Source organism: Sulfitobacter sp. BSw21498 (genome assembly GCF_006064855.1).
Classification (GTDB): domain Bacteria; phylum Pseudomonadota; class Alphaproteobacteria; order Rhodobacterales; family Rhodobacteraceae; genus Sulfitobacter.
Genome location: NZ_CP040753.1, coordinates 2460001 through 2471921 on the forward strand (window position 1 = coordinate 2460001; position 11921 = coordinate 2471921).

The 11921-nt window shown below is 58.0% G+C and carries 8 protein-coding genes (1 of these 8 running past the window's edge); 4 read left to right on the forward strand and 4 right to left on the reverse strand.

The window, feature by feature from the left end:
• Both E5180_RS11965 and E5180_RS11970 read right to left on the reverse strand, forming a co-directional pair.
• Nucleotides 1–2761: the 5' portion of an ATP-binding protein gene (locus E5180_RS11965; protein ID WP_138924568.1), read on the reverse strand. It extends 674 nt beyond the left edge of the window; 2761 of the gene's 3435 nt are visible here — the first part of the coding sequence; the start codon lies at nucleotides 2759–2761; its stop codon lies off the left edge, out of view.
• Nucleotides 2758–3987, reverse strand: coding sequence for a metallophosphoesterase family protein (locus tag E5180_RS11970; RefSeq protein WP_138924569.1), 1230 nt, complete (start codon nucleotides 3985–3987; stop codon nucleotides 2758–2760). The genes E5180_RS11965 and E5180_RS11970 overlap by 4 nt, the downstream gene beginning before the upstream one ends.
• Before the next feature lie 148 nt (nucleotides 3988–4135).
• On the opposite strand from E5180_RS11970, the gene selD reads away from it, so the two are divergent.
• On the forward strand, nucleotides 4136–6304 hold the full coding sequence (gene selD, locus E5180_RS11975) for a selenide, water dikinase SelD (RefSeq protein ID WP_138924570.1): 2169 nt from the start codon (nucleotides 4136–4138) through the stop codon (nucleotides 6302–6304).
• Between the two features lie 21 nt (nucleotides 6305–6325).
• On the opposite strand, the gene E5180_RS11980 is transcribed toward selD, so the two are convergent.
• A complete protein-coding gene (locus tag E5180_RS11980) occupies nucleotides 6326–6817 on the reverse strand; it encodes a MarR family winged helix-turn-helix transcriptional regulator (RefSeq protein WP_138924571.1) in 492 nt (163 codons plus the stop codon).
• A gap of 135 nt (nucleotides 6818–6952) precedes the next feature.
• Between E5180_RS11980 and E5180_RS11985 the strand changes: the two genes are divergently transcribed.
• The 3 genes from E5180_RS11985 to E5180_RS11995 all read left to right on the forward strand — a co-directional run bounded on the left by E5180_RS11985 (nucleotide 6953) and on the right by E5180_RS11995 (nucleotide 10757).
• A complete protein-coding gene (locus tag E5180_RS11985) occupies nucleotides 6953–8143 on the forward strand; it encodes a hypothetical protein (RefSeq protein ID WP_138924572.1) in 1191 nt (396 codons plus the stop codon).
• Complete coding sequence (locus E5180_RS11990; RefSeq protein WP_138924573.1) at nucleotides 8143–9378, forward strand: Zn-dependent hydrolase; 1236 nt, start codon at nucleotides 8143–8145, stop codon at nucleotides 9376–9378. Before E5180_RS11985 ends, E5180_RS11990 begins: the two co-directional genes overlap by 1 nt.
• A gap of 731 nt (nucleotides 9379–10109) precedes the next feature.
• Nucleotides 10110–10757, forward strand: coding sequence for a hypothetical protein (locus E5180_RS11995; protein WP_138924574.1), 648 nt, complete (start codon nucleotides 10110–10112; stop codon nucleotides 10755–10757).
• Here the strand turns inward: E5180_RS11995 and E5180_RS12000 are convergent.
• Nucleotides 10752–11911, reverse strand: a protein-coding gene (locus E5180_RS12000) for an IS3 family transposase (RefSeq protein WP_138922942.1) whose coding sequence is annotated in 2 segments (ribosomal slippage) — nucleotides 10752–11662 and nucleotides 11662–11911 — 1161 coding nt in all. Because the reading frame shifts where the segments join, the coding sequence is not laid out codon by codon here. The genes E5180_RS11995 and E5180_RS12000 overlap by 6 nt on opposite strands.
• Nucleotides 11912–11921 lie beyond the last annotated feature (10 nt).

Below are 11921 nucleotides of genomic sequence, written 5' to 3' on the forward strand. Positions count from 1 at the left end.
TGGCTGCCAATATATCATGCGCCTGCCCCCAGCTGGCAACATTAAGCGCTGCGCGTAACCGGCTCAGGACATCGGCGCTTTGGCGGCGCAATGCGATAGCCTGCTGCGCGGTCGCGGTCGCGCGGCGCAAGGCATCCAGCGTCGAGGTGTCGATCATGCTATCAAACGCGCGGGCCAAAAGATGGGCCTGATCGTCAAGCACGGCGATCTCGCGCTGTGCCTCCTGCGCTGCCTCTTCCGCATCCGCTCTCCGTGCGGCCAGATCACGGCGACGGGTTTCTGCCTGACGTGCCGCCGTCACCGCTGTTTGCAATGCGGCATAGCGGATCAACGGCTGTTCTTGCGCGGTCGCGCCGCCGTCCAATGCATCCAGCCGTTCAATAAAAGCCGCACGGTCAAGCTTGATGCCCGCAATCTGTCGCTGGATGCCCACCATCCGAGCGTCGACCTCACGCAGGCTGCGCAATCCGGTCAGGCCGTTCCATGTATCCACATCTGCATCAAGCGCGGGCAGATATTCAGCGACGCAGCTGCGCCAGTGGTCCAGCGCGTCGGCGAGCGCGGCTTGCGCTTTTTCAGACGCAGCCGCGCGGCGCGCCACTTCTGTGCTGGCGTGCTTCGCAGTGGCTTGCGCCAGCTTTTGCGCGTTCTTATGGGCTTGCAGCGCGGTGATCTGCGCCTTGGCCATTTGCACAACCGTCCGCAAGGAGGCCTCCCCCGCGTGTAGACGGGCGGCAAGATCGTCGCGCATCTGTTCGGCCTCGCGCAAAAGCGCGGCATGGGTCTGCGCAATCGTCTCGCACTTTTCTGCTGCACTTTGCGCCGTTTCAGCATCGCGCAGCCAGTCTAACAAGTCCTCAGCCGAGAGGGTTTCAGGCAAGCCGATTGACTGTAGATGCGAGCTCAGCTCGGCCCTCAGATCTTGGAGCGTGGCCTCTGCCCGGTCGCGTTTTGCTGCGGCACCTGCATGGGCCTCGCGGGTCTCTATCACCCTGCGTTCCGCGTGCCGCATTTCCGCAAGCGACTGACTTTGGCTGGCACGCAGAGAGATTTGCGCGTCATCCGCCTGCATCGCGGCTTCAAAAGCCGTGGCCGAGGTCCCGTTCAACACTTCTTTATGCACCGCCCAAAGCGCATCCCGCTTCTGGCGGCCACGGGCGGCGGCATCATCGCTTACCACGTCAGGCGTTGCGGCAACGCTGCGCTGTGTTTCGGCCTCTGCAAGCCGATCGGCCGCGGCGTTTTCAGCCTGCTCGGCAGCACGCAGAGCAAGCTGCGCATCAGTAGAGGTTTGCGCCAGCGCTTGCGCCCGACGTGGGGAGACAGGGAGCACCGGCACCGCATCAAACGTTACCCCCTGCCGCGTCAAACGCCGCAGGGACGTGCCCGCCTCTTGCCCCGCCGTTGCCAGGATACGCAGGGCGTCACTATATCTACCTATTAAATCCTCGGCTTCGACCTGGAGGCACAGCCGCTCGATATCCGGATCAACAGCGGTCTCTTGCTCTGTTTCATTCAAGGCACGGGTCGCATCCTCGTGCCTGTCGCCTGCGGTTGCTGCCTCGCCCTCCGCGGTCTGCAGGTGCTTGTGCGCATCGTTCAGCTGCACACGCGCGTCCTCGAGCGTTGCGAGGGCAGGATCGGCGAGGATGAACTGCGCCAAATCACCGTCGGCGGCGAGGCCCAAGGTGCCCAGCTTGCCGCGCATATCGGCCGTATCGTGCAACAACTGGGCTTCGCGTTTCGGCAGATCGGACTGCCCAGCCTCTACCTTACTCTTCGCAAACGCGAGCGCATCCACCTCGTCCCCTCGGGTCAGATCGGCTGCATCCACAGTTATTGCGTCATATTGCGCACGCAAGGTGCTGGCCTCGGTGGCAGAGCGTTCGAGCTTGGCGACAAGCGCGATCCGTTTGGTCATCATTTTAATCAAGTCTTCGCCATCAAGCTCCAGCACCTCAGGATAATGCGAGATCGGAGTCAACTGAGCCTGAAGTGCCTGCCACTCTGTCGCCAACGGATGCGCTTCCAGAATGGTTTCCAGACGAATTTTCCGAAGTGAAAGCTCGGACTTGGCTCTGCGCAGACGGTCCTCTTCTGCGCGCGCGTTTGTCCGCGCCAGACGCAAATCGCGAAAGGCCAAGGCGCTGATGTCGTGCTCTTTGATCTGCTGGACCAGATCCGCATGGGCCAACTTAAGGGCCGCGAAATCGGATTTTGTGCCGCCTTTTAGATAAAGCTCGCGATTGCCCTGCTCTACCCGTCCCAGCACCTGCGACAAATCACTGATGCCCGCCGCCGCCGAAAAGAGAAGCTTGCCGATATCGCCTTCGCTTTTAGTAATCTCCTCGCCGCCGGCCTCGATGGTTTCATCGTCGAGACAAAGCAGGCTCTGGTATTCCTTTTGCGACACCCCGCGCAAGGCGGCAGACAATAGGGCATCCGGAACCGGCTGACCCGCGCCATCCACAAGGTTTCCCGACCGCTTGGGCAAACGCGCCAGCTGGTGGATCTGCCCGTCGATATCAAGGGTGCCGCTCACCCGAAGGTTCGCGCGCGGATGTTTAAAGGCATAGGGCTCGCGTGCAGCAAACCCGTACAGCAATCTCAAATATCCCTCCATCAACGTGGTTTTGCCGGCTTCGTTTCGGCCAAAAACGATGTGGAAATCAGACCCGTCAGAGGCGCGCGCCCCAAAGTCCAGCACACGGTCGGTGAAGTGGCCGAAGCGATCAAGCGTCAGCTGTTGCAGCCGCATCATGTCCCCGCCCCCCGCATCTGCGCCGCCATTGCCAGCACCGCGTCGTCGGTGAGCTGCTGCAACAGTGCCTCTTGTGCCTCGGCGTCGGGGGCCAAAGCGCGGCGCTGTTCTGCGGGCAAAAGCCCCAGAATTTGGCCCAATTCCTGCCGCAAGCCGTCACGGGATGCCGGTTCTGCCGCGATCTCTGTCATCAATTGTTGCACCTCGGAAACAGCACTGTCTGCGGCGTCCTGCGATAAAGGCGTCACGTCCAGCGTCATCTTTTCGATCCAGAGCGTGCCGATGCTCTCCGCGATCTCATCCGCTTGGGCGCGCCATGCGTCTGCCAGCTGCCTGAGTTGCCACGCCAGCGATGTTTGCCCCATCAAGCGCAATCGTAAAATCGCCGCGCCCCTTCCTGCCTGCGCCTGCAGCGCCGACTGCAGTGCCGCGCGCATATCTTCATCGGTTTCCACACCAGTCAGATCACAGTCGCACCGCCGAAACTCTACCACCGACGTTGCGACTTCGGACACCGAGATTTCTCCGCGCTCAACCGTCAAGAGGGTCGCTGATTTTGGTCCTGCCTCTCCGATATCGCGCCCTTGCGGCATGCCGGGCATGACGACCCAAGGGGTTTCACTGTGCACCGCGCGTTTATGAATATGTCCCAACGCCCAATAATCAAACCCGGCCCCGACCAATTCCCCCACCGATACAGGCGCATACAGATCGTGCCCCTCTGCCCCGGCAAGCGAGGTGTGCATCATCGCGATGTTGACTGCGCCGGGTTCGGGCGCGGTGTATTTCGGCAGCAAGCTTTCCGGCGCATGGCGGTCGCGAAAACTGACCCCGTGAATAAAGAGAGGATGCCCCCCCAATTGCACCTTTTCACCCCGCCCCTCGAAAACATGAACGTTGGACGGTAGATCAATCTCGCCCGCGATGGGGTTTTCCGCATCGTGGTTGCCCTTGATATAGAACACCTGCACCCCGGCCTGCGCCAAACGGTGCATCTGCGCAGCTAGATAGGCGGCGGTTTTCGCGCTCCGCTCTTGTCCGTCGTACAGATCGCCCGAGATCAAGAAAGCCGCGACATCTTCGTCGATGCAATACTGCACCATCGTTTCAAGCGCTTGCCGGCTTGCACTGCGCACCTGCGCCGCCAAACGGTCGTCTTTCATCGCGAGACTGCGAAGCGGCGAATCCAGGTGCAGGTCGGCGGTGTGCAAAATACGAACGGTCATGGTCAGCCACCTTGATCGAGAAAACAGATACTGGTCTTGTCACGTAGTTCACATTCCGTTGCAACGGGCCTGCTGAACCTGCTTGCAGCCTTGCCGCTCAGGTCCAGCAGGCTAAGACTGTTTCAACGACGTGAAGGAAGGCCACCCCATGCACCGCAGCGATATCCCCCTGACCCAAGATCTGGTCATGATCGGTGGCGGGCACGCCCACGCGCTGGTCTTGCGCAAATGGGGGATGAACCCGCTGCCCGGTGCGCGGCTGACCGTGATCAATCCGGGCCCGACAGCACCCTATACTGGCATGCTTCCCGGCCATATCGCGGGGCATTATTCACGTGAAACACTAGAGATTGATCTTGTCCGGCTATGCCGCTTTGCCGGGGCGCGGTTGATCCTGTCCCATGCGACGCAAATCGACCGGGAGCAGCGTTTGATCCACGTCGACGGACGGACGCCCGTTGCCTATGATGTCGCCTCCTTTGATATCGGGATTACCGCCACGATGGATATCCCGGGTTTCGCTACCTTTGGGGTTGGGGCAAAGCCTCTTGCTGTTTACGCCCGCCGCTGGCGTGATTTCCTGTCCGCCGTCGAACAGGGTGACACCGCCCCCGAAGTTGCCGTGATCGGTGGCGGGGTGGCCGGTTCTGAACTCTCTCTTGCTATGGCCCACGCGCTACGCGCCAAAAACATCCAGCCGCGGGTGACCCTGCTTCATTCCGGCCCTTCGCTTTCCGGCCTTGGCAATCTTGCCCGTCAGCGCATCGAAGCAAAGCTTCGTCGCGCCGATATCGACATCTATACCGACGTCCGGGTGACAAAGGTCGCCGCAGACCACGTCGCCCTGCACGACGGGAAAAAGATCCCCTCGCGATTGACCGTGGGTGCCGCCGGTGCCGTGCCACACAGCTGGCTGAGCCAAACGGACCTACCGCTGAGCGACGGGTTCATTGAAACGACCCCTGATCTGTCGATCAGAGATGACCCCAGCGTCTTTGCCGTTGGCGACTGCGCCGCGATGCCCTTTGCGCCGCGCCCCAAAGCCGGTGTATTTGCCGTGCGCGCGGCCCCGGTTCTGTTCCACAATCTGCGCGCGGCCCTGACCAACGGTCCCCGCAAGCCCTTCAAACCACAGAAAGGTTACCTAAAGCTTATCTCCCTCGGAGAAAAATCGGCTTTGGCGGAAAAATTTGGGCTGGCGCTTTCGGGGCCGATGCTTTGGCGCTGGAAAGACCGCATCGATCGCGCTTTTATGAAGAAACTGGACGATCTGCCGCTACCACGACCTGTCGTACTGCCTGATCTTGTCGCAACCGGTGCACGCGAGGTGCTGGGATCGAAACCCTTGTGTGGGGGCTGTGGCGCAAAGATCGGCAACACCGTTCTAAATGACGGGCTATCGCTGCTGCAACATCCGACCGACGATACCATTCTGTCGACCCCGGGGGATGATGCCGCTGTATTAAGACAACCCGGTGGTGGCTTTCAGGTGATCAGCACCGACCACTTGCGCGCCCTGATCCATGATCCGGCTCAAATGGCACGCATCGCTGCAATCCACGCTTTGGGCGACATCTGGGCCATGGGGGCGCAGCCGCAAGCAGCCCTGTCGAGCATCATACTCCCCCATATGTCACCGGCGCTACAGTCCAGAACGCTTGGTGAAATCACCGCGGCGGCAAACGATGTATTCTCTCGTGCTGGGGCAACGATCGTAGGCGGACACACAACAATGGGTGCCGAAATGACCATCGGCTTTACCGTGACTGGCACCTGCACGTCGCCGCCGATCTCTTTGTCCGGCGCGCAAGCGGGCGATGTCCTTGTGCTGACCCGGCCCATTGGATCAGGCGTTTTAATGGCCGCACATATGGAGGGGTCGGCCTGTGGCGCGGATGTTGCTCAGGTCCTGGCCGAGATGACGCAGCTGCAAGATCGTCAAGCGTTTCACCTGCGTCACGCACATGCCATGACCGATGTAACCGGCTTTGGCCTTGCGGGGCATATCGCTGCAATCTGCCGGGCATCCCATCTAAGTGCTGAAATCTCAGCAGATGCGGTTCCTGCTTATGCCGGAGCGCGAACCCTGTCAGAGCGCGGCGTGCAATCGTCGCTCTTTCAACCAAATATCGAAAACGCCCCGACGCTGGGGCGGCAGGACCCGTTGTTTCACGATCCCCAAACCGCTGGCGGGCTACTGGCGGCGTTGCCCCCCGCTGACGCCGAGGCTGCCCTTTGCAATATGGTTGCCGAAGGTAAAAAGGCGTGGATCATCGGGCGTATGATCGACGGCGAAGGTGCAGTCACGATCCTATGAATACCGCCACCAAACACGCGGCTACATCGTTTCTGAACGGTGCAGGCTGGGGTCAGCTGCGATTTTGCGGCACAGTTTCAGAAAATCCTCCCGCTCGCTATCAGTGAGACTGCCCAGCATCTCGTTCTGCCGGGAAAGCACCTTGGCTTTGATTTCGGCCAACAGCTCTGTTCCTTTGGGAGTCGCATAAAGCAGCTTTGCGCGGGCATCGGCTTTCGAAACCTCTTCGCGGACAAGATCGCGATCGACAAGCAGACGCACGACGCGGCTGATCGAATTCTGGGGCCGCGGAAACAGGTGTTGGATATCCTTGCTGCGCAGACCGGGAAAGGATGTGATCGCATAAAGCGCTGACCATCCGTGCACCGGCATCTGATATTCACGCTCAATATGTCGACTGGTGACCTGATTGTTGCTCAGCACGATATAGCTCACGGCCAGAAGGTAGCGCAGCTCGGAGCCGAACATCTGATCGAGCATTTCCGCCGCTGGATTTAAGCTTTCGTTAATCATTAATACCCCCTGCCGGAGTTAAACGAAATTTTATCTTGCAAGATACATCCATATGGAACAATTGTGTCGCGCGAGCGGCCGGACCCATGTCAGTACAGCCCCGCCGCGCCTAATCGCCACCAGAGGATTTTCGTTATGCCACAGTTAATTGCCTTCTCTCTACTCGCCGCCATTCTATACATAGGCGATGTGTTGTCGACACGAACGAAGTCCTGGTTGCCGTCGGTATTCGTCTGCGCGGTCTTGTTTCTTTTGGGCTACTGGACGTTTTTTCCGGCAGATATCGTGGCGATTGCCGGGTTCCAGACGCCGATTGTCTATCTGGCGATCTTCCTGCTGATCACAAACATGGGCACGCTTCTTTCTGTTCGCGAATTGATCGGACAATGGAAAACTGTCGTCGTAGCGCTGTCGGGCATCGCAGGGATCGTCGTGCTGCTGTTTACCGTGGGTCTTTTGGTGCTCGATTGGGAAACGGTCGTCGTCGGTGCGCCCCCGTTGGTGGGCGGCGTCGTTTCGTCCCTCATTATGTCACAGGCCGCCGCAGAGGCCGGACTGACCAGCCTGTCGGTATTGGCCATCCTGATTTATGTGATGCAGGGCTTTGTTGGGTACCCGCTGACCGCCATCATGCTCAAGCGCGAGGGAAACCACGTGCTGCGCCGCTATAGAGAAGGCACTTGGCAGGCTCAGGCGGACCAACAAACATCCCCCGCGAACGCCGAACCGGCCCCCGCGCGCTTGTTCGCGAAACTACCAGAGGCCTATAACACCGTTTATTTCAAATTCCTTCGGCTTGGGCTGGTTGCCCTGCTTGCATGGGGCGTTTCTCAGGCTGTTGACCCGATCTTCACCATCAGCCCCTTCGTCGTTTGTCTGGTTTTTGGCGTCATTGCCACATCGGTCGGGTTCCTTGAACGTGAACCGCTCCGCGCTGCGAATGCTTTCGGGTTCACGATCCTCATTTTGATGGTGTTCATCTTTGATGGCCTGAAACGCGCCACGCCGGATATGCTTGCCGAGCTGGCGTTGCCAATGGTGGCTTTGATCGCCATCGGTATCTTGGGGATGTATGTCTTCTCCTTTATCGCGGGCAAGCTGGTCGGAATCAGCACAGCGATGGCTTTTGCATGCTCCTTGACCGCGCTTTATGGTTTTCCAGCGGACTATGTGATCACCAAAGAAGTCGTGAACGCGTTGACCGATGACGTCGAAGAACGCGAGATCCTGACGGCGCATATGCTGCCGCCAATGCTGGTCGCAGGGTTTGTCACTGTAACGATGGTTTCCGTCGTCATGGCCGGCATCTTCGTGGGGCTGCTCTGATGACAAACTTTGCCAATCCAGACCGCATCCAGTCAATGATTGACGGTCTAGACGCCTTCAACGCGACACCGGGCGAAGGGACGACACGCGCGACATTCAGCCCCGAGTTCAGGCAAGCGAGTGATTATTTGCGCGCCCAGATGCAAAAGGCTGGTCTCGTCGTGCGCGAGGACGCTGTTGGCAATCTCTTTGGACGGCTGGTTGGGCGCGACCCTGCTCTCGCCCCTGTTCTTGTCGGATCTCACTTTGATTCCGTGCCCCATGGCGGCAAATTTGACGGGCCGGCGGGTGTGATCGCGGGCATTGAAACAGCCTTTCTGTTTCAAGAGCAGGGCATTACCCCCACCCGATCAATCGATGTCATCGCCATGATCGAAGAAGAAGGGAGCCGCTTTGGAAGCGGCCTCATGGCCTCGCGGTTGCTGACAGGAAAACTGCCCACGCAGCAGCTGTCAAAGATCAAGGACGCTGCCGGCGTTAGTTTTACAGAAGCGATGCGTCGCTATGGTCTGGACCCAGAACAGCTAGACGACGTCCCATTGCCCAAAGAGGCGGTTCATGCGTTTCTTGAACTGCATATTGAACAGGGGCCGGTTCTCGAAGCGCATGGCGAAGACGTGGCGATTGTCGATCGTATTGTCTGCCTGACACAGCTGCGCGTCCGTATCTATGGGGCCGCAGGCCATGCAGGTACAACGCCGATGACAGCGCGGCGCGATGCGTTGGTCGGCGCGGTCGCGGTCTTGTCAGAGCTTCCGGGCCTTGCGAAGGATATTGGCCAGAACGCCGTGCTGACGGTCGGCAAAGTCGACGTAAAACCCGGCGGTGCCAATGTTATTCCCGACGAGGTGGAATTCACAGTCGACATCCGCGCACCAGAGGAAGGCGTGGTACGCCAACTGGTCGCGCAAACACGCGCGGCTGTGGCGCGGGCAGAAGACACAGGGCTTAGAACCGATGTGGTGGAAGACCTGTTCGCCCAGCCGACAATGCTCTCTTCCGAGATCCATACCCGTTTGACCAAACACGCTGATCAGCTTCAGCTCAAATCTCGCAGCATGGTCAGTGGCGCCGGGCATGATGCTATGATTATGGCGGATTATGTCCCGACAGGTCTGATTTTCGTCCCAAGCCGGAACGGTGTGTCCCATTCGCCTGACGAGTGGACGGATTATGACCAGCTGGCCCGTGGGGTTGATGTGATCTTTGCCACCATACGCGAGATGACGGCGTAAAACGTTATCCACGGGGGTAATATGCCACCCCAAAACGTCGGAAAGAAGCCCTTTTCCTGCCGGAGACAGGAGAAGGACCCCAGATTGCCGCCGTCAGGATGGCACGCTGCGCGAACACAATTGCTCCCAGTCCGCCCTAGATAAGCCGGAGCATACTGTGATCCGGCACGCGGTGTTCGTACAGATCGGTACAGACAAGATGAACACCGGTATTGGCGCAAAAAACACGGCAGGCATCGAAAGTGCCAATGGGCCTAGGTGCCAGTTAAATCAGATATATCTTCGTGCAGTGTAAAGGTTTCGCGGGGGCAGCCCCTGACCGTTCAATCAAATGCGTTTCGTGTAACTGCTCTGATACTACTCTGCTCTTCACAGGGATGCATGAAGACTGTGCAAACATAGGCGGTATGGGTAACTGCCAATGGAGCATAAGCGTGCAAATCGCCGCTATTCGATGCAAATGACTGTCAATAGATTTGTTTGGTGCGTTCAGAAATTTTAGCCGAGCGGAAACGGCCCAAAGCCGCCGTTGACCGGTGATCCAAACGCGACATTGCAGCTTCGCTGAAGCGGCCGTTGGAGGCATCGTGCAGCATTTTGGTTGGCCAGAAGTCTGTTCAGTGGGACAAAAAAACTTTCGCTGCAACCGCCCCATTGATCGCTTTCAGTCATTTTTAAAAAACCTTAATCAGGATCACGCGTCTGCCAACTGAAAGAAAGTGCAAGTAAACATGCTTCTCTACAAGTTTGTTCCAACCGTTGAAATTGCGGGTCAGGTGGCAAAAGGCGTATATCGATTTTACGAACTGACCAAATACAGGAAGCTGGAAGAGAACACTGGGCGCTCCGATCCCTCCGAGGGCACTTTGAGCTTTCCGAACGAGGAAATTCAGCGCTATCCCGATGCCTTGCCAATCGGTAGCTTTAATGGAGTTGAATTTTCGTGTGTCAGGGTCTCGCTTGATGACGATTACCTCAGTCAGTACTTCGTTTTTTGCGCCAGCATCGAGAGCAGCGAAAGCGCCATTGGCGGCTGCAATTATATGGTCGAACTCGACACAGATATTTTCGATGTTTTTGAAATGCTTCTACCAACCCCAACGCTCCCTGGTACCAATCCAGATGGCACAAAATTCTTCAGCCATGCTCCGGTGGAGTACTACGACATCAATAACCACCCCGCTCGTATGGAAGGAGAGGCTTGGAAGGAGGCTTTTATCAAACACAATAAATTCAGATATCAAAACGAGTATAGGGCTGCGATGTTCATATCCGACGAATACTTTATTAAAGCCGGAACTCGCTTTTTGACTTATCGAACACATGGGCGTGATGAGACAGGGGATTTGACCTGCCCCCCGAGGCTCCCTCATTCATAACGAGAGTTTGCGGGTCTGGGTTTCATATTCTTCGTCGTCAGTTTGGGCAAGCGCGTCTTGCGCGGAGCCCTCAAATTGCTCAAGCGCTCGACGAGCTTCTGCCGGTGTTTGGTTCCCAAGCGATGAGTGCGGCCTGACGTTGTTGTAGTCGTATCGCCAGAGTGCCAGCTTGCGACGGGCGTCATCCAACGTATCGAAGATTTCCTCATTCAACAGCTCGTCGCGCAGGCTGCCATTGAAGCTTTCTATGAAGCCATTCTGCTGGGGTTTGCCGGGGTCGATGTAATGCCAATCAACGTCGTTATCACCGGCCCATTTTAGGATCGCACGACTGGTAAACTCCGTGCCGTTATCACTGACAATGCAGGCAGGCTTTCCATAAATACGGACAAGCGCGTCAAGTTCCCGCGCGACACGAGCGCCCGAGATGCTGGTGTCAGCCACCAAGCAGAGGTTCTCGCGGCAACAATCGTCGTTTACAGCCAGCATGCGGAACTTGCGTGACGCGCCGAACGTATCCGACACAAAATCTAAGGACCAACGCTCGCCAGGACGCAAAGCAACCGGCATTGGTGTCCGCGAGCCACGCGCACGCTTGCGGCCCCTGCGCCGTCTAACGCCCAGCTTTTCTTCAGTATAAAGGCGATACAGTTTCTTGTGGTTCATGATCCTTCCCTTGCGTTCCAGCAGCACACCGATCCGGCGGTAGCCAAAGCGCCGTCGCTTGCTGGCAATCGCTTTCATCTCTTCGCGAACTTCTGGATTATCCGGTGACTGATCGCGCCGGACGGTCTTGGGATCGACACCGACAAGCCTGCACGCCCGGCGCTGCGAGATATCATGGTCTCGCATTGCCTTGCGTGCTGCGGCCCGTCGCACATTCGGTGTCGTCAGTTCTTTCCCAGCAAATCCTTCAACACAACATTGTCCAACATCGTGTCCGCCAGAAGGCGCTTCAGCTTGGCGTTCTCATCCTCCAGCGATCTAAGGCGATGAGTATCAGAAACGTTCATGCCACCATATTTGGCTTTGAACTTGTAGAACGACGCGGGACTCAAGCCATGCCTGCGGCACACCTCTGCCGTCGGCATGCCAGCTTCCTGTTCTTTGATCATTCCGATAATTTGGGCTTCAGTAAAACGGCTCTGTCGCATCTGTTTGCTC

Coding starts and splice junctions, on each gene's coding strand:
- E5180_RS11990 (WP_138924573.1), top strand. CDS start 8,143: ATGACAAACTTTGCCAATCCAGACCGCATCCAGTCAATGATTGACGGT.
- E5180_RS11970 (WP_138924569.1), bottom strand. CDS start 3,987: ATGACCGTTCGTATTTTGCACACCGCCGACCTGCACCTGGATTCGCCG.
- selD (WP_138924570.1), top strand. CDS start 4,136: ATGCACCGCAGCGATATCCCCCTGACCCAAGATCTGGTCATGATCGGT.
- E5180_RS11980 (WP_138924571.1), bottom strand. CDS start 6,817: ATGATTAACGAAAGCTTAAATCCAGCGGCGGAAATGCTCGATCAGATG.
- E5180_RS11985 (WP_138924572.1), top strand. CDS start 6,953: ATGCCACAGTTAATTGCCTTCTCTCTACTCGCCGCCATTCTATACATA.
- E5180_RS11995 (WP_138924574.1), top strand. CDS start 10,110: ATGCTTCTCTACAAGTTTGTTCCAACCGTTGAAATTGCGGGTCAGGTG.